Source organism: Arthrobacter sp. CAN_A6 (assembly GCF_015751715.1).
Taxonomy (GTDB): domain Bacteria; phylum Actinomycetota; class Actinomycetes; order Actinomycetales; family Micrococcaceae; genus Arthrobacter_D.
Window position 1 is genome coordinate 243,835 of record NZ_JADOUV010000004.1, and the last position, 24,434, is coordinate 268,268.

Below are 24,434 nucleotides of genomic sequence, written 5' to 3' on the forward strand. Positions count from 1 at the left end.
GCATTCGGAGGTGCCCTCCACTCATTACCCTTCAGCCGGCGACGGGCTCCCGGATGACCGGACGGGTTTCGGCTGCGGGCAGGTTCACTCCGGATCCTCCTCAGCGTGCAGCGAGTGCGAGCCGTTGGTGGACCGGAACGTGCTTCGTGAACTGGAGAAGGATTTCGACAGCCCGACGGTGGTGCATGCGTTCGCCCGGGACTTCGCGCAGTCCTGGGACGGGAAATATCGGCGCCTGGCCCGCTTCGTGGAGGACCGGGACAAAGCGGGGGCGAAAGAGGCGGCGCTGAGTGTGAAGGTCACCTCGACGATGGTCGGAGCGGCGCGGCTTGCCTATCTCGCTGCCTGGTTCGAGAAGCTCATCGAGGCCAATGACATGGATACTGCCGCCCGGACCCTCGCATACGTCGAGGTTTGCGGCTCCGACACCACCTCGGAACTCCTCGACACCTACATACCGCCGGACCTGTGAGGGTTGCGCCCCTACGGAACCGACCGCTGCCCGGGTAGGGGGACGAGCCGGTACCCGATTCCCCGAACCGTGGTGATGAGGTCGGGAGAGCGCGCGTTGGAGGAAAGCTTCCGGCGCAGATTCCCGATATGCACTTCGATTGCGCGCTGATCCGCGTCGCTGACATACGAATATCCCCGGTAATCCTCGCCCCGGACGACCCCGACCAGTGCGGACCTCGTCCGGACGGCTCCGTTGCTTCGCAGCAGGTCGTGCAGCAGATCGAATTCACTCCTCGTCAGGAGCAGTTCCTCGTCGGCCAGCTTCGCCGTCCTGGCTTCCCGATCAAGAACCAGATCACCGTGCTGAAGCACTGCAGAATTCCCCAGGACAGCGGCAAGGGCGGGTGTAGCGGCGGGAGCGGGCGCAGGAGTGCTGGGTGGAACGGGCGGACAAGTCGTCTGGATTCGTGGCCGGCGCAACATCGCATCGATCCTCGCCCTCAGTTCCCGTGGACGGAAGGGCTTGATCAGGTAGTCGTCAGCTCCGGCCTGCAGGGCGGTGAGGGTATCCAGTTCATCGGCTCGGGCGCTGAGCATGATGACGTAGCAGTCACTGATGTTCCGGATGCGCCGGAGCACCTCGTAGCCGTCGATGTCGGGCAGACCGACGTCGAGTGTCACGACCGTCGGGGTGTTCCTGCGTACCACTTCCACTCCGTCCCGTCCCGTCGCTTCGGAGTGGACGTCGAAACCTGCCTGCCGCAGCACAGCGACAACGATGTTCCGGATATCGAGGTCATCCTCGATGACGACGGCCGATCCCTGCTCAGGACTTCTGGCGGCGGTTTCGGTGCTCATGCCAACGCCTCGGTCGCAGTTCTTCGGACGGGTGCGCCCGATCCGCCCGGTCTGCAGGGGACCCGAAGGGAAGCGGAGGGCAGGTTCGCCCGTGTTCCGGGGGCAGCAGTGCCCTGGAAGCCAACAAATACCGACGCTTCAACTAAGCACGTGTCCGGCATGGTTGAGACCTTTGCTGTTCGGTAGCCCGGCTGACCGCGTGGGTCCCGTGGCTTTGCGTCCCTGGCTCGCACCAGGTTTGCCCTTATCGATGGGCGTATGCCCATACATGTTCACGGACTTTATCAGGGTGCATCGCTTGTCGACTACCGACTCGATGACGTCTTACGGGCCGTACCGACGGCATTCGCAGGACCGACCGTCGCCTGGACCGGCCGCGCTTCTTCAGACGGGCGAGTTGCCCCGCTTCACGTGGAGCACCCGGAACGACTTCGAGGTGTCCGCGCGTTGCACGGCGAAGCCTTCCGGCAACGACTCCGCCAGCCACCGCTGCAGTGAGTCGGCGCCGAGGTTCTTCTGCACCACCAGCCAGGCATCGCCGTCGGGCGCGAGCCTCGGGAGCCAGGCCAGCAGGAGCGCGTGGAGCTCCTGCTTGCCGATGCGGATGGGAGGGTTCGACCACACCGTGTCGAATTCGAGGGCGGGGTCGACGCCGTCGGGCGTGCTGACGTAGACGTTCGGCAGCCCGAGCCTCGCGGCATTGTCGCGGGTGAGTGCGAGGCATCGCTCATTGACGTCCACCGCGTAGACATCTGCCGCCGGCGCTTTGAGAGCCATGCTCAGCGCGAGCGCGCCCCAGCCGCAACCGATGTCCAGGAGCCGGGCTCCCGACGGCCGAGGTACGGCAGCCAACAGGATGGCCGTACCCTTGTCGACGCCGTCGGGGCTGAACAAACCGGATGATGTCACCAGGTCCCTGCGCTGTCCGTCAAGGACGACGGAGAGTGGGCGGCGCACCTCGGGTCCTGCGGGCTTGGCGGTGAAGTAATGCTGGGAGTCCATGGCAAGAGCCTAGTGCCGACAGCCTCTCCTTCCCGGCGTGGGGGGTGAAAGCGCTCGCCCCCCACGGAAGAAGATGCTGCGGTTCCGCGCAGAGTGAAGTGCTGGAACGGATCGGCGGAAGGGAACTAGGATTGGAGTCCACTGTTACAAGGGAGAATATGACCACGAATTCCGGAGGATCCACCGGTGCCGACATGGGCCCGGAAGAGATCCAGGCCGTCATCGACCGCATCCTCGCACATGACGAGGCAGCTTCGGCAAAGTTTCCGGGCGGGCAGGGACAGGAAACCGCCTCGCCTCCTCCCGAGCGCACGTGGCGCTCACGGGCCCAGGCGATTTCGGCGGAGGCCGATGAGCAGTTCTCCTTCGACGGCGACCAGCAGGATCTCGCGGAGCGGCGTGCGCTTCGCCGGGTGGCCGGGCTCTCGACGGAGCTCGAGGACGTCACCGAGGTCGAATACCGACAGCTGCGGCTGGAACGGGTGGTGCTTGCCGGCCTGTGGACGGAGGGGACGGCGCAGGACGCTGAAAACTCCCTGCAGGAGCTTGCGGCCCTTGCTGAGACCGCAGGCTCGGAGGTCCTTGATGGAATGGTGCAGCGCAGGCTCAAGCCGGACCCCGCAACCTTCCTCGGCTCGGGAAAAGCACAGGAACTGAAGGACATCGTCACGGCGACGGGTGCCGACACGGTCATCGTGGACAGCGAACTGTCCCCCTCCCAGCGGCGCGGCCTCGAGGACATCGTGAAGGTCAAGGTCATCGACCGGACCGCCCTGATCCTCGACATCTTCGCCCAGCATGCGAAGTCCCGGGAGGGCAAGGCCCAGGTGGAGCTTGCCCAGCTCGAGTACCTCCTTCCTCGCCTTCGCGGCTGGGGTGAGTCCATGTCCCGTCAGGCCGGCGGCCAGGTCGGCAGTGCAAGCGCGGGCATGGGTTCGCGTGGCCCGGGCGAGACGAAGATCGAGCTCGATAGGCGGAAGATCCGCACGCGCATGGCGAAACTCCGCCGGGAGATCGCGGGGATGAAGCCTGCACGGGACACCAAGCGATCGAACCGCCGGCGGAACCAGGTTCCCTCGGTGGCCATCGCCGGCTACACCAACGCCGGAAAGTCATCGCTGCTCAATCGGCTCACCGATGCGGGCGTCCTCGTGGAGAACGCGCTTTTTGCAACCCTCGATCCCACAGTGCGGAGGGCCGAGACGGCCGACGGCATCGGTTACACACTGGCCGACACCGTGGGATTCGTGCGGTCGCTTCCGACCCAGCTCGTCGAGGCGTTCCGTTCCACGCTGGAGGAAGTTGCCGATTCCGATCTCATCCTTCATGTAGTCGATGCCTCCCATCCCGACCCCGAAGGCCAGATCGCAGCGGTCCGCGCCGTGATGACCGAGGTCGAGGCGCGTGACATCCCCGAGATCATCGTGCTCAACAAGGCCGATGCGGCCGACCCCTTCGTCATCGAACGCCTGCGCCAGCGTGAACCCCGCAATGTCGTGGTTTCCGCCCGGACAGGCACCGGACTCGACGAGCTTCGCCAGCTGATCAGCGAGGCTATTCCCCGTCCGGGGGTCCGGATGGAACTCCTGGTGCCCTACGAGCACGGCGAAGTTCTCAGCAGGCTCCATCAGGAGGACGCCGAGATCCTCGAGTTGGAGCACGTCGGCGAGGGCACCCGGCTCGACGTGATGGTCCGCGAGGCCCTCGCAGTGGAACTGGAACCGTATCTCCGGCATGAGTGAGGGGTCCGGGCCCGACGCCCTGACGCTACTCGATGCTGCCGTCGTGGCCATGGGTGGCGAAAGCCGTACCGGACAGCAGAAGATGGTGCGCCAGGTCAGTGAGGCCATCGCCACCGGAAGCCATCTTCTGGTGCAGGCCGGAACGGGAACCGGTAAGTCACTGGCCTACCTCGTACCGCTCATCGCCCATGCCATGGAGAGCGAGCGGCCGTCTGTGGTGTCCACAGCGACGCTCGCCCTCCAGGCGCAGATCGTCGGCCGGGACCTTCCGCGCCTTCTCGAATCGGTCGGTGAGCACCTGCCGCGGCCTGTGGACGTCGCCCTCCTCAAGGGAAGGGCGAACTACCTCTGCAAACACAAGGTCGGCGGCGGATTCCCCGAGGACGACGTCCCGGATGCCCTCTTCAGCCTCGGGGAGGATGCCGCTCCGCACCCGGCACCCGGCTCCTTCGCCGCGTCGCCTTCCAGCGCGCTCGGGAAGGAAGTGGTCCGCGTGCGGGAATGGGCCGAGGAAACTGATACCGGTGACCGGGACGAACTCCTTCCCGGTGTCAGCGACCGTACGTGGCGCCAGGTCTCCGTCAGCAGCATGGAGTGCCTCGGCGCCCAGCGCTGTCCCGTCGCGGAGGAGTGCTTCAGTGAGAAGGCACGGGGAGCCGCGGCGGACGCGGACATCGTCATCACCAACCATGCGATGCTGGCGATCAGTGCGTTCGAGGGCCTCGCCGTCCTCCCGGAGTACGACGTCGTCGTCATCGACGAAGCGCACGAGCTTCACGACCGCGTGACGGGCGCCGTGTCCGGGCAGCTCGCGCCGGCGATGATCAGTGCGGCGTCGACCGCGCTGCGGCGGCACGCCTCCATCGGAACAGGTGTACTGGACAGTGCGGGGAGTGCTTTCGAGGCTGCCGCCGAGCTTCTTCCCTCGGGTCTGTTGCCTGGAGGGCTGCCGGAGGCTGTCGAACAGTCTTTGGACCAGGTGCGGAGTGCCTGCCGCGCTGCCCTGTCGGACACGAAGACCGACGGAAAAGCCGGCGACGCCGACGGCGGCCGGCAAATGGCGCGCGCACGATTGACCCTCATCTTCGACCTGTGCGAGCGGATCCTGGCGGCCCCTACGTCGAACGAGGTGGTGTGGGCTTCGCGCGCCAGTTCCTTCACTCCGGGTTCCGGCTATGGAATTCCCGACGACAGTGCCCCGGCTACCCTGAACGTGGCTCCGCTCTCCGTGGCCGGCAGGCTGCGTGAGGGTCTGTTCGCGGATCATACAGTGATCCTCACGTCGGCCACCCTTGCGATCGGCGCGGAGTTCGGCCCCGTCGCCGGGTCGCTCGGCCTTGCTGGTGACGGCGCGCCGGCCTGGTCCGGAGTGGACGTCGGCAGCCCCTTCGACTACCCCCGCCAGGGGGTGCTGTATGTAGCGAAGGATCTCCCGAAACCGGAGCGCGGCACCTCGGGTGCCCAGTTGGCGGAACTCGAGGCCCTTCTCACTGCCTCGCGGGGAGGCGCGCTGGGGCTCTTCTCCTCGAAGCGTGCAGCCGAAGAGGCAGCCGAGGCGCTGAGGCCGAAGGTGGGTTTCGAGATCCTCTGTCAGGGCGAATCATCCCTGTCATCCCTCGTTCGGCAATTCTCGGAGGAACCGGACACCTGCCTGTTCGGCACCCTGTCCCTGTGGCAGGGCGTCGATGTGCCGGGCAATGCCTGCCGGCTCGTGGTGATCGACCGCATTCCATTCCCGCGTCCTGACGACCCGCTGATGACGGCGAGGACCCGCGCCGTCGCGCGTGCGGGTGGCAATGGCTTCATGAGCGTGTCAGCGACCCATGCCGCTGTCCGGCTCGCTCAGGGCGCGGGGCGCCTGATCCGGGCGTCGGGCGACAGGGGTGTTGTAGCGGTGCTCGATTCACGGCTCGCGAATGCTCGCTACGGGGGATTCCTTCGCGCAGCGCTGCCGCCCTTCTGGTCGACGACGGACAGGGCGGTCGCTCTCGGAATCCTTGAGCGGCTCGCTGCTCCCGCGCCGGACGTCCGGGTGGGCTAGAGGGCCCTCAGCACCGAGACGACTTTGCCCATGATGCTCGCGTGGTCGCCGAGGATGGGTTCGTAGCGGGTGTTCTGCGGCAGCAGCCAGGTGTGTCCGTCACGCTGGCGGAACGTCTTGACCGTCGCCTCGTCATCGAGCAGCGCGGCGACGATGTCGCCGTTGAGGGCGCTCTGCTGCCTGCGGACCACCACCCAGTCGCCATCACAGATGGCGGCATCGATCATCGAGTCACCCGAGACCTTCAGCATGAACAGTTCGCCGTGGCCCACCAGTTGGCGGGGGAGGGGCAGGATCTCTTCGACCACCTGGTCGGCGAGGATGGGCCCACCGGCTGCGATGCGGCCGACGAGCGGCACCATCGCGGTGTCGACGGCGCCCCGATGCAGGCCCCCCGTCCCTGCCGGGAAATCCGGGTTCTCGGACTCGGCGGCGTCGGTCAACGTCAGTGGGAGGAGGATCTCCATGGCCCTCGGGCGCTTTGGATCACGGCGGATATAGCCAAGGCGCTCGAGTTGGGCCAACTGGTGCGTGACGCTCGACAGGCTCGCCAGGCCGACGACGTCGCCGATCTCTCGCATCGACGGCGGATACCCGTTCGAACCGATCGACCGCTGGATCGTCTCGAGAATCGTCTTCTGCCGGTCGGTCAGTCCCTTGCCGACCGCACGGCCCCGCGGGCGCCCCCGCCCCGCGCTGACAGCGCCAGCCTCTGCTGCCGGAACCTCCTCCAGCGTGGGGCCGGAAACTCCCTGCTCTGCCGCCTCGTGCTCTGCCACCGGTCGTCCTCTCCTTGGTGCCCCGCGTCCGGTTCATCAGTCGCCGCTGGACTGTTTTGTCGGTGGCGGGTGGTGATGTGGAAAGCAGCAAGTCCACCGGGATGGTCACTCTGCATCCTGCTTCTGGGTCAACGCTAGAACACCCGCTGCGTGATTTCAAACATATGTTCGAGTGAGTCTCGACAAAGTTCGTCCGCAGGTGCTAAAAATAAGCAGGAAGAAAATCGAAGACGTGTTCTAATTCGCTATCCTGGGCCGTCCGACCGATTCGAAGATCCGAAAGAGGTACAGCCATGGCAGCACTCACCATCGTCAGGACCAGCACTCCGCCCGTCGACGGCAATCGTTCGAACAGCGCCTCCCATGGAGTGGTGGCGCACCGTTCTTCGCCGAGCACGAAATCAGCCCCGATTCAGCTGACACGGCGCGGGCGGCTCGTGCTGGTGGGCCTTCCCACGGTGCTCCTCGTGGCATTGGTTCTGATGTTGGGAGTCTCGCTCACTTCCCAGGCCAAGGCGACGGTGAACGAGCCGGCACCTACTGAAACCATCAACATCAGTGTGGGTCAGGGGGAAACCCTGTGGGGGCTTGCCGGAGAGTTCGCGCCGGACCGCGATCCCCGCGAATTCGTGGCCGAGCTGGTTGAACTCAACGACCTCGGATCCTCAGTGGTCCAGGCAGGCCAGTCGCTCGCGGTGCCGGTTGGTGGCTGATAGCCGGTTCCCTGGAGAACACCGGTTGGTCGGTGAGTGTACTCCTCGCGCCTGGTCGGATGGTCCGATTCTCCGGACGGCCCGCCCATCGCTTAAACTCGCAGGGTGACGGACCGTGAAGAGGCACTCGCCCATCTCCCGCTGAGGAACAATCTCGTAGGGCTCCTTCCTTACGGGGCGCCGCAGATCGATGTGCCGATCCTGCTCAATGTGAACGAGAACACCCACGGCGTTCCGGCAGACGTTTCCTCAGCGATCGTCGCGGCCGTGGAAGTTGCTACCCGCGGGCTCAACCGGTACCCGGACCGGGAGTTCACGGAGCTGCGCACCAATCTTGCGGCCTATCTCGGCCATGGCATCACCCCGGACCAGATCTGGGCAGCCAACGGTTCGAACGAGGTGCTGCAGCAGATCCTCCAGGCGTTCGGCGGCCCAGGGCGGACAGCCCTCGGGTTCCCTCCGACGTACTCCATGTACCCGCTCCTGGCCAGCAGCACGGACACCCGGTACGTCACGGCCGGACGGCGCGCGGCGTTCGAGATGACCGCATCCGACACCGCCCGGCACATCCGCGAGTCGCAGGCGAACATCGTCTTCCTCTGCTCACCCAACAACCCCACCGGTACGGCGCTCGGCCTCGACGTCGTCGAGGCAGCCTACGAGGCGGGGGAGAAGGAACGGGCCATTATCATCGTCGATGAGGCCTACGGCGAATTCGCGACGTCCGGCACCCGCAGCGCGCTGACGCTCCTGCCCGGCAGGGAGCGCCTCATCGTGTCCCGCACCATGAGCAAGGCCTTCGCGCTGGCCGGAGCGCGGCTGGGCTACCTCGCGGCTGCCCCCGAGATCGCCGATGCGCTCCGCCTGGTTCGGCTTCCGTACCACCTTTCTGCCATCACCCAGGCGGCAGCCAACGCCGCCCTGACCCACTCCGACACTCTGCTGGCCAACGTCGAGGCCATCAAGGAACAGCGCGACCGCATCGTGGCCGAATTGCGGCAACTGGGACTGTCACCGGCGCCGTCGGATGCGAACTTCGTCTTCTTCGGCGGCCTGGACGATCCCCGTGCTGTGTGGAGCGGGCTTCTCGAGGCAGGGGTCCTGATCCGCGACGTCGGCATCGAAGGCCACCTCCGGGTGACGGCCGGCACTGAGTCGGAGACCACAGTGTTCCTCGATACCCTCCGCACCCTCCTGTGAGGACTGTCTCCTAGACTGGTATCAACGAGGGCGGCCCGATCGCCCCTGACCGGGGTTCAGCACCCAACCTACCGAAGGACCGCCATGACCGTGGAGATTTCCGCCGGCCGCACTGCGCGGATCGAACGCACCACCAGTGAATCCAGCGTGCTCGTCGAAATCAACCTTGACGGCACGGGCGAGTCGGAGATCAGTACCACGGTGCCGTTCTACGACCACATGCTGACCGCACTGGCGAAGCACTCACTCATCGACATGACGGTGAGATCCACCGGAGACACCCACATCGATGTCCACCACACCGTCGAGGACACCGCAATCGCCCTCGGCGAAGCGTTGCGGAAAGCGTTGGGAACCAAGGCCGGCATCCGCCGGTTCGGTGAGGCGACCGTTCCACTCGACGAGGCGCTGGCGAACGCCGTCGTCGATATCTCGGGCAGGCCCTTCCTCGTGCACGGCGGGGAACCCGCCGGCCAGGAATACCACCTGATCGGCGGGCATTTCACCGGTTCGCTGACCCGGCACGTGTTCGAGGCCATTGCGCTGCACGCGCAGATCTGCCTCCACGTGACACTGGTGGCCGGCCGCGACCCGCACCACATCGTCGAAGCCCAGTTCAAGGCCCTGGCACGGGCCCTCCGGGCGGCAGTAGAACCGGATCCGCGGGTTACGGGTATTCCCTCCACCAAGGGAGCGCTGTGAGCGCGCGCCGCGTCACGGTGCTCGACTACGGGTCGGGCAACGTCCGATCAGTCGTGCGGGCACTGGAGCATGTCGGCGCAGAGGTGACCCTCAGTGCCAAGCCGGCAGACGTGCTCGAGGCCGACGGTCTCCTCGTCCCGGGTGTGGGCGCGTTCGAAACCGTCATGAAGGGGCTGAAAGAGGTCGATGCCCTGCGCATGATCGGCCGGCGGGTGGCCGGCGGTCGCGCGGTCCTCGGAATCTGCGTTGGGCTGCAGGTCCTGTTCGAGGACAGCGTCGAACACGATACAAGGGTTCCGGGCATGGGGGAATGGCCCGGCACCGTGGAGCGGCTGAAGGCCGACATCGTGCCGCACATGGGATGGAACACCGTATCGGCTCCAGAAGGATCCGTCCTGTTCGACGGCATCGCGGATGAGCGCTTCTACTTCGTGCACTCCTACGGCGTACAGGACTGGAAGTTCGACGTCACCCAGCCCGCCATGAAGCCTCCGCAGGTCACCTGGTCCTCCCACGGGGGGCCCTTCATCGCGGCTGTCGAGAACGGTCCGCTGAGCGCAACCCAGTTCCACCCTGAGAAGTCGGGGGATGCCGGGGCGCAGTTGCTGAGGAACTGGATCGGCGGTCTGCGGTAGCAATGTGGAGCATCGTGATGATGGGCCTGGCCGGACTCCTGATCGGCGGGGCACTGTCCTTCCGCAGCCAGGGTCTCCCGAAACTCCTGATCATCAGCTTCTGGGTTCTCGCGGCGATGTCGCTCGTGGCCGCCTACCTGCTCACCCTTCCTTGAATCTGACGCGTTTCCCTTCACACCGCAGTGCTACCCGATCACCATTCGCCAAGTTGAAAGTAGAGCATGAGCCCGTTCACCGAGACCCCCATCCTGGAACTTCTTCCCGCCGTCGACGTGGCGGACGGCCAGGCCGTGCGCCTCGTGCAGGGGGAGGCCGGCAGTGAGACCGACTACGGCGATCCGCTCGACGCGGCGCTGGCCTGGCAGAAGGACGGCGCCGAGTGGGTGCATCTCGTGGACCTCGACGCCGCGTTCGGTCGCGGATCGAACCGCGACCTCCTGGAGAAGGTTGTTCGGAAGCTCGACATCAAGGTGGAGCTGTCCGGCGGGATCCGGGATGATGCCTCCCTGGAAGCGGCCCTCGAACTCGGCGCCGAGCGGGTCAACCTCGGAACGGCGGCACTCGAGAACCCCGAGTGGACGGCACGCGCGATCGCCCGCTACGGCGACGCGATCGCCGTCGGACTCGACGTCCGCGGAACCACGCTCGCCGCCCGCGGCTGGACCGAAGACGGCGGCGACCTGTGGGAGGTCCTGCAGCGACTCGAGGACGCCGGATGCGCCCGGTATGTGGTGACGGATGTCACCAAGGACGGCACCCTGCGCGGCCCCAACATCGAACTCCTGGAGCAGGTCCTCGCCAGGACCTCACGGCCCGTCGTCGCATCCGGCGGTATCTCCAGCCTTGATGACCTGGCAGCGCTCCGCCGACTGGTTCCCCGGGGACTGGAGGGTGCCATCGTCGGCAAGGCCCTCTACGCCGGGGCTTTCACCCTCCCGGAGGCGCTCGACGTCGCGGGCCATCCGGAATCCCTGGGGTGACAGCACGGAAGCTCCCGGCCCATATAGAGGCCGCGCTGGCCGGTAATCTGGCGGACTCCGCCGGACGTCCGTGGGCCGGTCGGGACCTCGCCGGCCAGGGAAACCCGCTGCACAACTTCGAAGACGACGTCGGGCGGGCCGACGCCGGCTACACCACCGCCATCGAGGGGTTGTTCGACCGGAGTTCCGGCACGGTGCCGCAGGAGGAATCCGTGGTCAGCGCGCTGGCGTCGGCACGGGTGTTCATTCCCATCGTCGCCGAGGTGACGCAGGCGATCGAGGGGATGCGCGGGGGCCTGGCGGACAAGAAGTCCGACATGGCCCTGGTGACACTCAAGGCGCCGGATGGCCGAACGGCGCTCCCTGTTTTCAGCACTGCGGCAGGCCTGGTCGCCTGGCACCCGGGTGCGCGGCCCGTGGCGGCGTATACGCCCCGTGCGGCACTGGCCGCAGTCGCCGAGAAGGCCGAGCTCCTGGTGATCGACCCGGGGTCCTCGTTCACCTTCGTGGTGCGCAGACCCGCTGTGTGGGCGCTGGCACAGCAGCTTGCCTGGGTCCCGTCCTACCGGGACGAACGGCTGGTGGAGATCGTCGCGGCCATCAGCGGACAGGAGGACGGCATCCTCGAGGTGCGCCTGGGGCTGGGGTCGGGCGTCCCGACGCTCTCCGCGGACGGTAGGCTTGCCCTCGGCGGCGGAGCCGGACCGGAGCTTCGCATGGACCTGAGGCTCGTGCCGGATCTCTCCGCTGGTGAGGTCGACGCGCTCGTCCGTCGGTTCCGATCAGCGCTCCAGGCGGACCGCGGGTTTGTGGAGGGTGTCGACTCACTCGAGGTAAAACTCACCCGCTGACCTTCCCGATCCGCCCAGAAAGAATAACCAGTGAATTTCGCCGTCTACCGCGAGCTCCTGCGGATCGTGCCCGTGCGCAGGCTGCTGATCGTCGGCATGATCGCACGTTTCCCCCACTCCGCGGCCGGCGTCCTCCTGACACTCCACGTGGTTCAGACCCTCGACCGCGGCTACGCCGCCGCCGGGGCCGTCGCCGCACTGGTGACGATCGGCATCGCGATCGGAGCTCCCTGGCGGGGCCGACGGATCGACAGCGCTGGTCTGAGGAAAGCGCTGGTCCCCTCGATCATCGCCGAGGCCCTCATCTGGTCCATCGCACCGCGGCTACCGTACGAATGGCTGCTGGTCGCCGCGCTGGTGGGCGGGCTCTTCACCCTTCCCGCATTCTCGGTGGTGCGCCAGTCCCTCGGCGTGCTCGTCAGCGGCGACTCCCGGCGGACCGCCTTCACACTGGATGCAATCAGCACCGAGGTGATCTTCATGGTGGGACCGGCCGTGGGCGTGGTGCTGGCAACGCAGGTATCGACGGTGTTCGGGCTCACCCTGATCGGGTTCGCCACTGCGCTGGCCGGACTCTTCCTGATGTGGTTCAATCCACCCACCCGGAGTGGCCAGCCCGGAGCACTGCCTGCACCCACGCCATCGGAGGACGGCGTCCTAGCGGCAGAGGCCGTCGTCGCGTCCGCACCGGGAGGAGTGGCCGAGGCCGGAGCCGAACTGGTGGCCGGGCGCGTGCCGGGTCAGCGGCGTGCCCGAAGGTTCCCGCTCGCCGTCGGTGGAAAGCTGCGCAGCTCCTTTGCCTGGCTCACCGTGCCGGTCGCGGTGGTCATGATGGTGGCCGCAGGGGCGGGGCTTGTCCTGGCGGGTACGGAGGTGGGCATCGTGGCCACTCTGGAGCAGGGCGGCAAGGCGGGGGAGTTGGGACTGGTCTTCTTCGCATGGTGCGCCGCATCGGTCGTCGGCGGACTCGTCTACGGTGCCCTCCGCCGGCCCGTATCGCCCCTGCTCCTGCTGCTGGGAATGGGCGTGCTGACCGTTCCCATGGGTTTTGCCCAGGACACCCTGGCGCTGAGCCTGCTCTCGATCCTGCCCGGTCTGTTGTGCGCTCCGGTACTCTCCGCAGCGTCCGAGAAAGTCGCCGACCTGGTCACGGAGGACCGCCGGGGAGAAGCGATGGGCTGGTACGGATCCGCACTGACCTCCGGCGTCGCAATGGGCGCACCGCTCGCCGGCGTCCTCATCGACGTCACCGGGCCGTGGGGCGGCTTCACCGCAGTGGGAGTGGTTGCCGGAGTTCTCGGCGTGGGCGGTATCGCTGCCCAGAAAGTGCGGCGCCGGCGGGTCCTGAACTCCCGCTGACGCCGCCCCGTACTTCCAGCCGGTGTCAGCGGGAGTCAGTTCACCGGCCCGGTGTACTTCTCACCCGGACCCTGGCCAGGGGCGTCGGGGATGATCGATGCTTCACGGAAGGCCAGCTGCAGGGAACGGAGGCCATCGCGCAATGGACCCGCGTGCTGGCTGCCGATCTCCGGGGCGGCAGCGGTGACGAAACCGGCAAGTGCAGTGATGAGCTTGCGGGCCTCATCCAGGTCCTTCAACTCTTCGGCGTCCTCCCCGGCAGCAAGACCGCACTTCACTGCGGCCGCGCTCATCAGATGGACGGCGGAGGTGGTGATCACCTCGACGGCGGCAACTTCGGAGATGTCGCGCATATGCCGTCGCACGCCCTCCTCGGGATCCTCGACCGGGCCGGCCTCGTCCGCGAAACTGCGGCGGGTGGGAGAGATGTCGCTCGGGCCGGGGTGGTCTCCGGTGGCGGGTTGCGGGGGATTGCTGTCTGCGGGACTCATACTGGTAAGCTTGTCACAGACCGACTGGTCACCGTTACTCTCATGCCTGATGGAGCTTCCAAGGAAACGCCGGAGGGAATGAATTCTCGCGGCCAGTATGCAAGCGGAGTCCTCTCCCACCCGCGATTTTCCTGGTGCTTCCCCAAGCATTGCAGGTAGCCGGGTCAGGTCGGTGCGGTTGTAAGTGAAAATGCCGGTTGCACTCGTCGGCGAACACCTACTGCCGCACTGATTCTCGAGGCCTTCGATTGCGCATGCAATTGGAGGCCTTCTTCATTTTCAGGCGGTTATCAGTTTCAGGACCAACAGGAGTTACACATTAGCGAGCCAAGAATCAATGATCGTATCCGCGTTTCAGAGGTGCGGTTGGTCGGACCTGCCGGCGAACAGGTAGGAATTGTCCGTATCGAGGACGCACTCCGACTTGCCGCCGAGTCCGACCTGGATCTTGTCGAGGTAGCACCGCAGGCCAAGCCTCCGGTGGCAAAACTCATGGATTTTGGTAAGTACAAGTACGAAGCCGCGGTGAAGGCCCGTGAGGCCAGGAAGAACCAGACCAACACGATCCTCAAGGAAATCCGTTTCCGCCTCAAGATCGACACCCATGACTACGAGACGAAGCGCGGACACGCTCTCCGCTTCCTGGGAGCCGGCGACAAGGTCAAGGCCATGATCCAGTTCCGCGGCCGCGAGCAGCAGCGCCCTGAAATGGGTATCCGCCTGCTCCAGCGGTTCGCTGAAGATGTAGCCGAAGTCGGAGTGGTCGAGTCATCTCCCCGGATCGACGGCCGCAACATGGTGATGGTGATCGGTCCGGTCAAGAACAAGGCGGAGGCGAAGGCCGAAGCCCGCCGTGCCACGCAGCGAGCGGACGCGAAGGCAGCGAATGAGGCTGCCAAGTCGGGTACGGGACGCGTGGATCTGTCCGGTGACAGTGGAGCTCCGCTGACCCAGAGCCTCGCCGACCTCCTCCCCGAGGGTTACTCCATCACGGGCAGTGAGACGGCGGCCGAGGAAACGACCGTCGCGACCCCGGTGGATGCCGAATCGGTGAACGACGCCGACAGGCAGGTTGCAGCTTCGGCGAATGCCGGACAGGACGAATCGGCCTCCGGGCCGGAAGCGCCGTCCGAAGAGCCGACCCTCTCCTCGGAACCTGCTCCCGCGCAGGCCGACGAGAAGCCCGCAGCATCTGCGCCGACGACACCTGCTGTACGGACTGCGCCGTCAGCACCCGTTGCATCGGCACCGAAGGCACCCGCAACCCGGACCGCGCCGGTGCGGCCTGCTGCCTTCAGGCCGGTTGCGGCCTCGAAGCCGGCGGCCGTGAAGCCCGCCGTAGCTGCAGCCGCAGCTGCACCGGCAAAGCCGGTGGCGGCACCGAAGCCTGTTGCCGCTCCAAAACCGGGCGCAGCCCCCAAACCCGGGTCGGCCGGCAAGCCGGTTGCGACCCCAAGACCTGCCGGCAGGACGGCTCCGACAAAGAGCGAGTCAAGCGGGCCCAAGCCAGGAAGCACCGAGTAGGCGCTCAGTACCTCTCGGTACTCCCGGCAAGCAAGAAAAACAGCAGGCGCCCCCGGGTGCCGCCCGTAGGTAATTACCCACGGCTATCAAAAGGAGATCGGTTCCCATGCCGAAGATGAAGACCCACAGTGGCGTCAAGAAGCGCTTCAAGCTGACCGGCAGCGGAAAGCTCAAGCGCCAGCAGGCCAACCGCCGTCACTACCTGGAGCACAAGTCCTCCACGCTGACGCGCCGACTGGCCAGCGACAAGATCGTTTCGAAGGCCGACACCAAGGTCATCAAGAAGATGCTGGGCATCTAACACTCAACCAACCACTCCGGAGAAGCTCCGCACCCGTTCGCGGGCGGGAGCTGCAGCCGTCAGGGCTGTGCCGGAAGATCTACTGAAGGAGTACGCACGTGGCACGTGTGAAAAGGGCGGTCAACGCCCACAAGAAGCGCCGGGTTATCCTCGAGCGCGCCAAGGGCTACCGCGGACAGCGGTCACGCCTGTACCGCAAGGCGAAAGAGCAGCTGCTGCACTCGTTCGTGTACAGCTACGGCGATCGCCGCAAGCGCAAGGGCGACTTCCGCCGCCTGTGGATCCAGCGCATCAACGCTGCGTCCCGCGCCAACGGACTCACCTACAACCGCCTCATCCAGGGCCTGAAGGCCGCTGAGATCCAGGTCGATCGCCGTATGCTTGCCGACCTGGCAGTGACCGACGGTGCCGCTTTCGCTGCGCTCGTGCAGATCGCCAGGAACGCGCTGCCCGCGGACACCTCCGCGCCTGTCGCTACCGAAGCCGCCGCCATCAAGGCGCCCCGTGCTTCGAAGGCTCCGGCGAAGGCCTAGGTTGACGGCCGGTTCCGACCGGCAGCAGCCTCGAGATTCATGAATACCGACGGACGCCCCCAGGCGCTGATGTCCAACCCCCGAGCCGATCGGGTGAAGGAGGTTGCGCGCCTTGCGGGGCGTCCGTCGCGTTCAAGGCAGGGCCGCTTCCTCGCGGAGGGCCCGCAAGCCGTCCGCGAGGCCCTGGCGCTGCACAGGGAGCGGATGGCTGCGGGCGGACCACCCGTGGTGGAGGACCTGTTCGTCACCACGGACTGCCTCGAGAGGCATCCGGAATTCGCGGGTAAACCGGACCCGCGGATGGTCACCGATGAGGTCCTCGCGGCCATGTCCTCGACCGTGACGCCGCAGGGTGTGATCGCGGTCTGTTCCTTCATCGACGTTCCTCTCGAACAGATGCTCGCCGGCAGGCCCCGGCTGGTCGCCGTGATGGTCGAGGTGAGGGATCCCGGCAACGCCGGGACGATACTGCGCGCGGCCGATTCGGCCGGTGCTGACGCCGTCGTGCTCACGTCCTCCAGCGTGGACCTGTACAACCCCAAAACCGTCCGCTCCACGGTCGGTTCGCTGTTCCACCTACCGGTGGTGCTCGGAGCCGAACTGGACACCCTGCTGGCCGAATTGAAGAGGCAGGGCATTGCGGTGCTTGCCGCTGACGGCCACGGCGACGTCGACCTCGATACGCTGCAGGACGCGGGTGCGCGTCGGCGGCTCGGCGCGCGGTCGTCCTCCGGTGCTGATGGCGAGGCGGACGCCGGTGCGCGCCTCGAAGCACCCACGGCGTGGCTGTTCGGCAATGAGGCGCAGGGACTCCCCGACGCCGTCCTACAGGGAGCCGACCACCGCGTGGCGGTCCCCATCTACGGGCGGGCCGAAAGCCTCAATGTCGGCACTGCAGCGACGGTGTGCCTGTATGCCTCGGCGCGGGCGCAACGGATCAACTGAGCCCGAAGCACTAGGCTGAAACCACGCCCTAGTCCGCTGACCGAAAGGACGCCATGTCCCTCGATGTTGAGAGCCTCCGTTCCCAGTTCCCCTCATTGTCCTCGGGGATCGCACACTTCGACGGGCCGGGGGGTACCCAGACACCCCGCGTCGTGGGGCAGGCCATAGCCGATACGCTGACCGGCCCGCTGTCGAACCGCGGCGCCAGCGTAGCGTCGGAAAGGAACGCCGACCGGACGGTGCGGGAGTTTCGTGCGGCTCTGGCCGACTTCCTCAACGCTGACCCGCTCGGCATCGTCTACGGCCGCAGCGCCACCCAGCTCACCTACGATTTCGCCCGCGTCCTCGCCGCTGAATGGGGCCCCGGGGATGAGGTGGTGGTAACCCGACTCGATCACGACAGCAACATCCGACCCTGGGTCCAGGCAGCCGAACGGCGGGGAGCAGGCGTGCGCTGGGTCGGTTTCGACCCGGACACCGCCGAACTGAGCATGGACGACCTCCGCGCCGCACTCGGGAACCGGACCCGGCTGGTGGCCGTGACGGCGGCGTCGAACCTCCTCGGCACCATGCCCGACATCCCCACGATCGCCCACCTCGTGCACGACGCCGGCGCCCTCCTCTATGTGGACGGCGTCCACTACGCGGCCCACGCCAGTGTCGACCTGCCCGCGCTGGGCGCTGATTTCTTCGTCTGCTCGCCGTACAAGTTCCTGGGCCCGCACTGCGGTGTCCTTGCCGCGGCGCCCGCACTGCTGGAGACCCTTCACCCGGACAAACTGCTACCGTCCACCGACATGGTTCCGGAGCGCTTCGAATTCGGGACACTGCCCTACGAGATGATGGCGGGGACGACGGCGGCGGTCGACTTCCTCGCCTCGCTCATGGGAACCGTGGGGTCGCGTCGGGAGCGGCTCGTTTCAGCGAACGCCGGCATCGAGCGGCATGAAGAGCACCTCCTTACCCTGCTCGAGGACGCACTGGCGGCCCTTCCCGGGGTGACGGTCCATTCACGGGCTCGTGCCCGCACCACGACGCTGCTGCTGACCTTCGCCGGGCGTGATGCAGCCGAGGCCAGTAAATTCCTCGCCGAGCGGGACGTCCTCGCCCCGTCCAGCAATTTCTACGCACTCGAGGCGAGCCGGGTGCTGGGCCTGGGGAGCGAGGGTGGGCTGCGCATCGGCCTGGCCCCTTATACCTCCGAAGACGACGTTCGGCGCCTGATCGACGGACTGACCGCGTACCTCGGTTGAACCACGCAGCCTGCAGGGCGGGCTCAGGGCGAGGGCTCAGGCCACGTGCTCCGGCACCGGCTGCGCCGACAGCTGCGTCCTGGCGTCCATCCGTCCGCTGATCAGCGCGATGACGAGGCCGAGGACCGCCAGCCCCGCCCCGACCAGTGCCGGAGCGGTGAAACCCCAGCCGAGGGCGATGACCACCCCACCGACGGTTGCACCCAGTCCGTTGGCGATATTCAGTGCTGCGTGGTTCATCGACGAGGCGAGCGACGGTGCGCCAGGCGCCACATCGAGGAGCCTGGCCTGCAGCGGCGGGATCAGGGTCGAGCCGCTCGCCCCGACCAGGAAGGCGAAGAAGAACGCGGTGGGAGCGAACTGCATGGCCAGGGGGAAGAGGAGCAGGACCACGACCACCACGCCCATGACGCCGTAGATGCTGCCCATCACCGAACGGTCCGCGATGCGTCCGCCCACGATATTTCCCACGACCATTCCGACGCCGTAGAGCGCCACCACGATCGGCAGCACGCTGGACGGTAGACCGGTGACCTCAGTGATCGTCGGGGAGATGTAGGAGTACACGGCGAAGAACCCGCCGAAGCCGACCGTGCCGATGAGGAGCGTCATCCACATCTGCGGACGGCGCAGGGCCCCCAGTTCACGGCGGATGCTGGCGTCAGGATGCGGCTCCTGGAACGGCACATAGCGCAGGATCAGCGCCACGGTGACGAGCCCGACGACGCCGACCAGGAGGAAGAGGCTTCGCCAGCCCACCTGCTGCCCCAGCCAGGTCGCGAACGGGACGCCCACGACATTGGCGATGCTGAGGCCGAGCATGACCATGGAGATCGCCCGGGCGCGGTGCGTGGGATTGGCCAGCGACGCCGCGATCACCGCCGCGACACCGAAGTACGCACCGTGAGGTAGTCCGGAAAGGAAGCGGGACACCAGCATCCACCCGTAGCTCGCGGCGAAGTAGGAGGAAAAGTTGGCCACCACGAAGGCCACCATCAACCAGACAGCCATGGAGCGCTGGGGTCGCTTCGCCCCGAGCATCGCCAGGACAGGCGCACCGACCACCACACCCAGCGCATAGGCCGAGATGACGTGACCACCCTGGGTGTAGGTGACCCCGAGTTCGTCCACCATTTCCTGGAGCAGGCCCATGATGGCGAATTCGGTGGTGCCGATGGCGAACCCGCCCATGGCGAGGGCGGTGATGGCGAAGACCAGCTGCCGCGGGCTGAGGACGGGGCGTGGGGCGTAGGGCATGGATCTCTTTCGACGCGGTGGTGACGGGGGCGCCGTCCGCACCTCCGGGGAGGCACGGAGCCGTGCAGTGAGTAGTGCTCGATCTGCAGACTGTTACCAAGGGCGCGACGCCCTTGTCAGGGTCCAGTCTAATTGGTGCGCAGTGCAGGTGGTTATGGACTCCCGGTCGGGTTCCTGGAGACAACCAGAAAGTGCTGGCCATTCCGGCGCCCCTTTGATTGGCTTGGGGAATGAGTTGGACACCGCACGCATCCGAAATGCCCTCCAGCGACCACCTGCGTGAGGACATCAACCTTCCCGAGCCGGAGCAGGAGTCGGCGGCGGAGTTCTCCGAGGAGGCATATACCTCAACGGAGCTGAACGCCGGCCAGCAGGTACCGGGCGTGAGCCCGGCAGGGGAGTACCGCCGAGAATTGAACCCGGAACACCAGGCGGGTCAGGACGGCGGAGGCCTCGACCCGGAGGAGAGCTGAACACCCGTTCACTCGGGCCGGGGCTGGGTACACTCGACGGGTGATTCCAACGAACAATCCCCTCCGGATCCGTCAGATCGTGGGAGCCGCCGTGGTCGATTCCCTCGCACGGCCCACGGCCCTGCTCGCTGCCCGACGCACTGCGCCCGAACAGTTCGCGGGGATGTGGGAGTTTCCGGGCGGCAAGGTCGAGGACGGTGAGACCTGCACCGAAGCCCTCCAGCGTGAGCTGGCGGAGGAGCTGGGCATCACCGTTGAACTCGGGGCCGAGATCGAAGGCCCGGGCGACTCCGGGTGGCCCCTCCATGCGACGGCGTCCATGCGGGTCTGGGCCGTCGAGGTTTCATCGGGGGTGCCGGCGCCATTGCAGGACCATGATGCCCTGCAGTGGGTGTCGCTGGATGAGGGCCCGGCGTTACGCGGACTGTCGTGGATCCCTGCCGACCGGCCGATCGTCGACGCACTCCTGGAGTGGGCAGGCCGCATCAACCGCCCGGATTCGTCCCTGAGCTAGAAAAGGGTCGGCTCCGTCGATCCCGCCGCCGTCGGCAAAGCCGTAGCCGGAGCCGCAGCGCCGGATTCCCCGGGTTGGGGGAAGCCATTCCGGAAGAAGGCAGCTTTTCCGGGAAGGTCATGCAACCTCCGGAAGTAGCGGATCTTCTCGGCGAGCCAGTCCAGGTATTCCTTCGAGGCATAGCTCCCCCCGCGGTACAGCCCCTGGTACTTGGCGACGAGGTGTGGGTGCTGGGCGCCCAGCCACTGCAGGAACCATTCGCGAGCCCCGAGCCGGAGGTGCAGTGCGCCGGCCGAGACCCCCGTGGCTCCCGCCGCCGCGAGAGCTCCGAAAAGTTCATCGAGGGCGTCGTCGCTGTCCGTGAGCCACGGAAGAATCGGCATCGCCATCACCCCGCACGGCAGACCGGCCTCCCGGAGCTTGCTGATCAGGGCAAGGCGCGCCTTCGGCGCAGGCGTGCCCGGCTCCACGGCTTCCGCCAGCGCCGGGTCCATCAGCGCCAGCGAGATGCCCATCCCGATCTCCACCGACTGTGCGGCCCGGGCAAGCAGGGGAAGATCCCGGGCCAGGAGGGTGCCCTTGGTGAGGATCGAGAAGGGAGTACCGGACTCGGCGAGTGCCCCGATGATACCGGGCATGAGCCGGTACCTGCCCTCGGCCCGCTGGTACGGGTCGGTATTCGTGCCCATGGCCACCGAATCGCGTCTCCACGAGGGTTTGGCGAGTTCCTTCCGCAGCACCTCGACGGCGTTGATCTTCACCACCAGCTGCGAATCGAAATCGAGCCCGGTATCAAGATTGAGGTAGCTGTGGGTCTTTCGCGCGAAGCAGTACACGCAGGCGTGGGAGCATCCGCGGTAGGGATTGATGGTCCAGCTGAAGGGCATCCCCGAGCTGCCCGACACCCGGTTGAGCACCGACTTCGCCGTCACCTCATGGAAGGTGATGCCGGCGAATTCCGGAGTCCGAACCGTCCGTACCAGGCCTGCCAGGGACAGCAGGGCGTCCCCGCCGGCGGCAGCGTCGTCGGTCCCGATCTTCTGGCCATCCCATCGCATGCCTCAATTGAACCAGAGATCAGTGCAGAAATAGAACACTTGTACTATTCGTCAGAGTCGGGCGATACGCTCGATGTCCTCGCGGAAGTCCTGGGCGACCTCCGCTGAGACGGTCGTGCGTGTTTCGGCGATCGCAGCCAGGTAGTCGCTGGTCGACGGACCTGCCGCAACCGGTGGCTGCTGTCCATCTGCGCCGCTGTACGCGGGGCTGTACACGGCTTTTTCCAGCGCCTGCTGTGAGGCCTTCCGCGCCGCATATTCGACGTCGGCGGGTGAGAAGCCGTCCGTCGCTCGAACCAGGGACCCGACGTCGACGTCGGCAGCGACCTCCTGCGGGATGTAGCGCGCCCAGATGGCGTGACGCGCCTCCTCGTCCGGCAGGCCGATGGGGATGACGTAGTCGAAGCGTCCGTGCCGGAGGAAAGCCGTGTCGAGGGCCCGGATGAAGTTGGTGGCGCAGACGAGCAGCCTCCCCGGCTGTTCGCGGAAGGCGGGAATGATCTTCAGGAGTTCATTCGTGACTCCCTGGAGCGGTGACGGCGGTTCGCCCTGGCGCTGCGCAGCGATCTCCTCGACCTCGTCGATGAAGACCACGGCGTGTTCGAGTTCGGAGATGTTGAGGAACGTCTCGCGAAGCGCGCCGGCGAGCCCGCGCGGATCGGAGGCGAGCCGTGAGGGGAACACCTCGACGAAGGGCCATTCGAGGCGGGACGCGATGGCCTTGGCGAAGGTGGTCTTCCCGGTGCCGGGCGGTCCGAACAGCACCACGGCACGCGGTGGAACGACGCCGTACTGGTCGGCGAGGTCGGGATTGGCCAACGGCAGCACCAGGCGGCGTTCGAGCAGTTCCTTCTCGCGCTGCATCCCGCCGACGGCGTTCCAGAGGTTCCGGGCCATCAGCCGGCCACCCAGTTCCCCCAGCAGCCCCATTTCCTGCCGGTGCACGGGGATTTCCCGTTCGAAGTACCGCAGGTGCTTCCGGTCGATGAACCCGGAGTTCAGGAGCGCCCCGACGCGCTGCTCGGTCTCCGGCACCAGCGTGGACAGCTTGGTGAGCCCGAGGGGCGCCATCCGGTTCTCGATCGACGCGAGCATCCCGCTGCCGATGCCCCGATTCCGCCAGTTCTCCTCGATGGCGAAGAACACGATCCAGCCCTGGTCGTGAGCGGCCCGAGCCACAGCCGCTCCGACCACGGTCTCGCCATGCACCGCGACCACCGCGTGGTCCTTCTGGCAGGAGGCGATCACCTCGGCGAGAGCGTAGACAGGCTCGACGCCGGCCTTGTGTGCCTGCTCCCACAGATGCAGGATGGCGTCCATATCTGCCGCGTGAAAGTCCCGGATCCGCCAGCCGGTCATGGAGTGTCCTTACCTAGGAGGGTCGTCATCGACTGCTAGACAGCATGGCATAGGCGACGGATCCGACGAGCCTTTGTGACACGCCGGCCGGCCGGACCGGTCGCATAGGCTTGACGCATGATCCTTCTGACCGGCTTCGAACCCTTCGGCGGCGAAACCGTCAACCCGTCCTGGACCGCAGCGCAGCTCGCTGCCACGGCGTTGCAGGCCGCGGGCCGGAACGCGGCCGCCGTCGAGCTGCCGTGTGTCTTCGGGAAGAGCGCAGAGCTGCTCCGGGACGCCATCGGGCGGCTGGAGCCCATGCTGGTGCTGTGCGTGGGCCAGGCCGGCGGACGGTCGAGAGTATCCATCGAGCGTGTGGCCATCAATGTGGACGACGCCCGGATCCCCGACAATGCCGGTAACGCCCCGGTCGACCAGCCGGTGCGGCTCGGCGGTCCGGCCGCCTATTTCAGCACCCTGCCGATCAAGGCGGGCAGGGCCGCGGTGGCCGCTGCGGGTCTTCCGGTGGAGGTCTCGCAGACGGCAGGCACCTACGTCTGCAACCACGTCTTCTATGCGTTGATGGATGCCCTGGCCGGGCTCGACGGCGTGAGGGGCGGATTCATCCATGTGCCCTTCTCCGAGGAGCAGGGCCTGCACCACGGGCAGCCCGGCCTTGCCGTCGAGGACATGGCGGCGGCCCTCACGCTGGTGGCGACCGCTGCCCTGACTGCCGACGGCGATCTGGTCGACGGCGACCTGCGTGTGGCGGCCGGCGCGGAACACTAGCGCCACCATGCAGAACAGCGCTGCCATGGAAGCGGAGGCCCACGCAGCTGCGCCGGAGCCGGGCGTCGGAGACAAGGCCGGGCGTCGGAGGCAAGGCCGGTGCCCAGCCCGTCCCTTCCGCAGGGGCGGCCGGGCGGCCCGCCGAAGCCGGCCTACGCCGGAAGAGGGCGGAGGCGGACTAATCACGCTTCCGCCGCCGGCTCCGTAGGAACGCAAGACTCCGGGGCGGGCGCTCGCGGTAGCCGCCGTCGGCAAGGCCGGCCGTTCGTTCGAAGACATTGCGCGACGCCGGATCCCCGGTGCGCAGCAGCGACCAGGCTGCGGCGGTGAAGTAGAGCGGAAGGAACGGCAGACCTAGGCATAGTGCGTACTGGCGTGCGTGCCGGGATTCGTGGTTCAGCAGTGCCCCGGTGGCCTGCGCGCGGCTCCCGCGGAGGAACACCACGCTGCCCACGGTGAAGGCCCGGGCCCTTGGAAGTGATCCGGTGAACCCTTCGGCCAGCAGGAGCCCGTGTGGTCCGCGCGAGACGGCGCACCCCTTGGAACGGGCGAGGAGCAGTCCGCAGGGGGTGGAGAGGTTCAGCCAGTTGAGTGCGTGGATCAGCGACGGGGTGCCCATGCGGCCATCGTAGCGGCGCGT

The 24,434-nt window shown here is 66.8% G+C and carries 26 protein-coding genes, 1 pseudogene and 1 riboswitch; of the genes and pseudogenes, 19 read left to right on the forward strand and 8 right to left on the reverse strand.

Annotated features, from left to right (window positions below):
- The first annotated feature begins 10 nt into the window (after positions 1–10).
- On the forward strand, positions 11–472 hold the full coding sequence (locus tag IWX75_RS09475) for an Hpt domain-containing protein (protein WP_196821998.1): 462 nt from the start codon (positions 11–13) through the stop codon (positions 470–472).
- Between the two features lie 11 nt (positions 473–483).
- On the opposite strand, the gene IWX75_RS09480 is transcribed toward IWX75_RS09475, so the two are convergent.
- On the reverse strand, positions 484–1,311 hold the full coding sequence (locus IWX75_RS09480; protein ID WP_196821999.1) for a response regulator transcription factor: 828 nt from the start codon (positions 1,309–1,311) through the stop codon (positions 484–486).
- Between the two features lie 178 nt (positions 1,312–1,489).
- Positions 1,490–1,564: riboswitch (cyclic di-GMP riboswitch) on the reverse strand.
- 131 nt (positions 1,565–1,695) lie between these two features.
- Entirely contained in the window at positions 1,696–2,313 is a 618-nt protein-coding gene (locus IWX75_RS09485; RefSeq protein ID WP_196822000.1) for a class I SAM-dependent methyltransferase, read from the reverse strand.
- 158 nt (positions 2,314–2,471) lie between these two features.
- Between IWX75_RS09485 and hflX the strand changes: the two genes are divergently transcribed.
- Positions 2,472–4,055 carry a GTPase HflX gene (gene hflX / locus IWX75_RS09490; protein WP_196822001.1) on the forward strand — a complete coding sequence of 528 codons (1,584 nt, stop codon included), beginning with the start codon at positions 2,472–2,474 and terminating at the stop codon, positions 4,053–4,055.
- Positions 4,048–6,096, forward strand: coding sequence for an ATP-dependent DNA helicase (locus IWX75_RS09495; protein ID WP_196822002.1), 2,049 nt, complete (start codon positions 4,048–4,050; stop codon positions 6,094–6,096). The genes hflX and IWX75_RS09495 overlap by 8 nt, the downstream gene beginning before the upstream one ends.
- Here the strand turns inward: IWX75_RS09495 and lexA are convergent.
- Positions 6,093–6,755 (reverse strand): annotated as a pseudogene (lexA, locus tag IWX75_RS09500) (transcriptional repressor LexA); the annotation flags it as partial. The gene IWX75_RS09495 and the pseudogene lexA overlap by 4 nt on opposite strands.
- A gap of 413 nt (positions 6,756–7,168) precedes the next feature.
- On the opposite strand from lexA, the gene IWX75_RS09505 reads away from it, so the two are divergent.
- The 8 genes from IWX75_RS09505 (at position 7,169) to IWX75_RS09540 (ending at position 13,315) form a co-directional block, all read left to right on the forward strand.
- A complete protein-coding gene (locus IWX75_RS09505) occupies positions 7,169–7,588 on the forward strand; it encodes a LysM peptidoglycan-binding domain-containing protein (protein WP_196822003.1) in 420 nt (139 codons plus the stop codon).
- A 105-nt stretch (positions 7,589–7,693) separates the two neighbouring features.
- Positions 7,694–8,788: a histidinol-phosphate transaminase gene (locus IWX75_RS09510; RefSeq protein ID WP_196822004.1), complete on the forward strand. Its 1,095-nt coding sequence runs from the start codon at positions 7,694–7,696 to the stop codon at positions 8,786–8,788.
- Positions 8,789–8,872: 84 nt separating this feature from the next.
- Positions 8,873–9,490 (forward strand): imidazoleglycerol-phosphate dehydratase HisB, encoded by a 618-nt coding sequence (gene hisB / locus IWX75_RS09515; protein ID WP_196822005.1) that lies wholly within the window; start codon positions 8,873–8,875, stop codon positions 9,488–9,490.
- The gene (hisH, locus tag IWX75_RS09520; RefSeq protein ID WP_196822006.1) at positions 9,487–10,125 is read left to right on the forward strand and encodes an imidazole glycerol phosphate synthase subunit HisH; all 639 of its coding nucleotides are present in this window, start codon (positions 9,487–9,489) and stop codon (positions 10,123–10,125) included. Before hisB ends, hisH begins: the two co-directional genes overlap by 4 nt.
- Positions 10,126–10,139: 14 nt before the next feature.
- The gene (locus IWX75_RS09525) at positions 10,140–10,280 is read left to right on the forward strand and encodes a hypothetical protein (protein WP_216698743.1); all 141 of its coding nucleotides are present in this window, start codon (positions 10,140–10,142) and stop codon (positions 10,278–10,280) included.
- Positions 10,281–10,346: 66 nt separating this feature from the next.
- Complete coding sequence (gene priA, locus IWX75_RS09530; RefSeq protein WP_196822008.1) at positions 10,347–11,105, forward strand: bifunctional 1-(5-phosphoribosyl)-5-((5-phosphoribosylamino)methylideneamino)imidazole-4-carboxamide isomerase/phosphoribosylanthranilate isomerase PriA; 759 nt, start codon at positions 10,347–10,349, stop codon at positions 11,103–11,105.
- Complete coding sequence (locus IWX75_RS09535; RefSeq protein ID WP_334684231.1) at positions 11,102–11,956, forward strand: SseB family protein; 855 nt, start codon at positions 11,102–11,104, stop codon at positions 11,954–11,956. Before priA ends, IWX75_RS09535 begins: the two co-directional genes overlap by 4 nt.
- 30 nt (positions 11,957–11,986) lie before the next feature.
- Entirely contained in the window at positions 11,987–13,315 is a 1,329-nt protein-coding gene (locus IWX75_RS09540) for an MFS transporter (RefSeq protein WP_196822009.1), read from the forward strand.
- A 35-nt stretch (positions 13,316–13,350) separates the two neighbouring features.
- Here IWX75_RS09540 and IWX75_RS09545 read toward each other — a convergent pair whose 3' ends face one another.
- Positions 13,351–13,806, reverse strand: a complete 456-nt coding sequence (locus IWX75_RS09545) for a DUF1844 domain-containing protein (protein WP_196822010.1) — start codon at positions 13,804–13,806, stop codon at positions 13,351–13,353.
- Between the two features lie 360 nt (positions 13,807–14,166).
- Between IWX75_RS09545 and infC the strand changes: the two genes are divergently transcribed.
- The 5 genes from infC to IWX75_RS09570 all read left to right on the forward strand — a co-directional run bounded on the left by infC (position 14,167) and on the right by IWX75_RS09570 (position 18,362).
- The gene (infC, locus tag IWX75_RS09550) at positions 14,167–15,330 is read left to right on the forward strand and encodes a translation initiation factor IF-3 (RefSeq protein WP_442858964.1); all 1,164 of its coding nucleotides are present in this window, start codon (positions 14,167–14,169) and stop codon (positions 15,328–15,330) included.
- A gap of 106 nt (positions 15,331–15,436) precedes the next feature.
- The gene (rpmI, locus tag IWX75_RS09555) at positions 15,437–15,631 is read left to right on the forward strand and encodes a 50S ribosomal protein L35 (protein WP_026531962.1); all 195 of its coding nucleotides are present in this window, start codon (positions 15,437–15,439) and stop codon (positions 15,629–15,631) included.
- A 98-nt stretch (positions 15,632–15,729) separates the two neighbouring features.
- Positions 15,730–16,164, forward strand: coding sequence for a 50S ribosomal protein L20 (gene rplT / locus IWX75_RS09560; protein WP_196822011.1), 435 nt, complete (start codon positions 15,730–15,732; stop codon positions 16,162–16,164).
- A 39-nt stretch (positions 16,165–16,203) separates the two neighbouring features.
- Positions 16,204–17,109: a TrmH family RNA methyltransferase gene (locus tag IWX75_RS09565; RefSeq protein WP_196822012.1), complete on the forward strand. Its 906-nt coding sequence runs from the start codon at positions 16,204–16,206 to the stop codon at positions 17,107–17,109.
- Positions 17,110–17,162: 53 nt separating this feature from the next.
- A complete protein-coding gene (locus IWX75_RS09570; RefSeq protein ID WP_196822013.1) occupies positions 17,163–18,362 on the forward strand; it encodes a cysteine desulfurase-like protein in 1,200 nt (399 codons plus the stop codon).
- Positions 18,363–18,398: 36 nt separating this feature from the next.
- Here the strand turns inward: IWX75_RS09570 and IWX75_RS09575 are convergent, their stop codons facing one another.
- Positions 18,399–19,619 (reverse strand): MFS transporter, encoded by a 1,221-nt coding sequence (locus tag IWX75_RS09575; RefSeq protein WP_196822014.1) that lies wholly within the window; start codon positions 19,617–19,619, stop codon positions 18,399–18,401.
- Between the two features lie 230 nt (positions 19,620–19,849).
- Between IWX75_RS09575 and IWX75_RS09580 the strand changes: the two genes are divergently transcribed.
- Both IWX75_RS09580 and IWX75_RS09585 read left to right on the forward strand, forming a co-directional pair.
- The gene (locus tag IWX75_RS09580) at positions 19,850–20,092 is read left to right on the forward strand and encodes a hypothetical protein (protein WP_196822015.1); all 243 of its coding nucleotides are present in this window, start codon (positions 19,850–19,852) and stop codon (positions 20,090–20,092) included.
- A gap of 40 nt (positions 20,093–20,132) precedes the next feature.
- Positions 20,133–20,606 carry a (deoxy)nucleoside triphosphate pyrophosphohydrolase gene (locus tag IWX75_RS09585; RefSeq protein ID WP_334684232.1) on the forward strand — a complete coding sequence of 158 codons (474 nt, stop codon included), beginning with the start codon at positions 20,133–20,135 and terminating at the stop codon, positions 20,604–20,606.
- On the opposite strand, the gene IWX75_RS09590 is transcribed toward IWX75_RS09585, so the two are convergent.
- Positions 20,603–21,664 (reverse strand): Rv2578c family radical SAM protein, encoded by a 1,062-nt coding sequence (locus IWX75_RS09590; protein ID WP_196822016.1) that lies wholly within the window; start codon positions 21,662–21,664, stop codon positions 20,603–20,605. The two genes, IWX75_RS09585 and IWX75_RS09590, sit on opposite strands and share 4 nt — an antisense overlap.
- A gap of 51 nt (positions 21,665–21,715) precedes the next feature.
- Positions 21,716–23,023, reverse strand: coding sequence for an ATP-binding protein (locus IWX75_RS09595; protein WP_196822017.1), 1,308 nt, complete (start codon positions 23,021–23,023; stop codon positions 21,716–21,718).
- 117 nt (positions 23,024–23,140) lie between these two features.
- Here IWX75_RS09595 and pcp point away from each other — a divergent pair, with 117 nt between their 5' ends.
- Positions 23,141–23,794 carry a pyroglutamyl-peptidase I gene (gene pcp, locus IWX75_RS09600; protein WP_196822018.1) on the forward strand — a complete coding sequence of 218 codons (654 nt, stop codon included), beginning with the start codon at positions 23,141–23,143 and terminating at the stop codon, positions 23,792–23,794.
- A 178-nt stretch (positions 23,795–23,972) separates the two neighbouring features.
- On the opposite strand, the gene IWX75_RS09605 is transcribed toward pcp, so the two are convergent.
- Positions 23,973–24,413: a DUF4157 domain-containing protein gene (locus IWX75_RS09605; RefSeq protein WP_196822019.1), complete on the reverse strand. Its 441-nt coding sequence runs from the start codon at positions 24,411–24,413 to the stop codon at positions 23,973–23,975.
- Between the last annotated feature and the right edge of the window lie 21 nt (positions 24,414–24,434).

Bases quoted from the DNA above. Each gene is read 5' to 3' on its own strand.
- priA (WP_196822008.1), top strand. From the start codon at position 10,347: ATGAGCCCGTTCACCGAGACCCCCATCCTGGAACTTCTTCCCGCCGTC.
- IWX75_RS09595 (WP_196822017.1), bottom strand. From the start codon at position 23,023: ATGACCGGCTGGCGGATCCGGGACTTTCACGCGGCAGATATGGACGCC.
- IWX75_RS09580 (WP_196822015.1), top strand. From the start codon at position 19,850: ATGAGTTGGACACCGCACGCATCCGAAATGCCCTCCAGCGACCACCTG.
- IWX75_RS09570 (WP_196822013.1), top strand. From the start codon at position 17,163: ATGTCCCTCGATGTTGAGAGCCTCCGTTCCCAGTTCCCCTCATTGTCC.
- hflX (WP_196822001.1), top strand. From the start codon at position 2,472: ATGACCACGAATTCCGGAGGATCCACCGGTGCCGACATGGGCCCGGAA.
- IWX75_RS09505 (WP_196822003.1), top strand. From the start codon at position 7,169: ATGGCAGCACTCACCATCGTCAGGACCAGCACTCCGCCCGTCGACGGC.
- IWX75_RS09605 (WP_196822019.1), bottom strand. From the start codon at position 24,413: ATGGGCACCCCGTCGCTGATCCACGCACTCAACTGGCTGAACCTCTCC.
- IWX75_RS09485 (WP_196822000.1), bottom strand. From the start codon at position 2,313: ATGGACTCCCAGCATTACTTCACCGCCAAGCCCGCAGGACCCGAGGTG.
- hisB (WP_196822005.1), top strand. From the start codon at position 8,873: ATGACCGTGGAGATTTCCGCCGGCCGCACTGCGCGGATCGAACGCACC.
- pcp (WP_196822018.1), top strand. From the start codon at position 23,141: ATGATCCTTCTGACCGGCTTCGAACCCTTCGGCGGCGAAACCGTCAAC.
- IWX75_RS09545 (WP_196822010.1), bottom strand. From the start codon at position 13,806: ATGAGTCCCGCAGACAGCAATCCCCCGCAACCCGCCACCGGAGACCAC.
- IWX75_RS09565 (WP_196822012.1), top strand. From the start codon at position 16,204: ATGAATACCGACGGACGCCCCCAGGCGCTGATGTCCAACCCCCGAGCC.
- IWX75_RS09575 (WP_196822014.1), bottom strand. From the start codon at position 19,619: ATGCCCTACGCCCCACGCCCCGTCCTCAGCCCGCGGCAGCTGGTCTTC.
- IWX75_RS09480 (WP_196821999.1), bottom strand. From the start codon at position 1,311: ATGAGCACCGAAACCGCCGCCAGAAGTCCTGAGCAGGGATCGGCCGTC.
- IWX75_RS09495 (WP_196822002.1), top strand. From the start codon at position 4,048: ATGAGTGAGGGGTCCGGGCCCGACGCCCTGACGCTACTCGATGCTGCC.
- IWX75_RS09590 (WP_196822016.1), bottom strand. From the start codon at position 21,664: ATGCGATGGGATGGCCAGAAGATCGGGACCGACGACGCTGCCGCCGGC.
- rpmI (WP_026531962.1), top strand. From the start codon at position 15,437: ATGCCGAAGATGAAGACCCACAGTGGCGTCAAGAAGCGCTTCAAGCTG.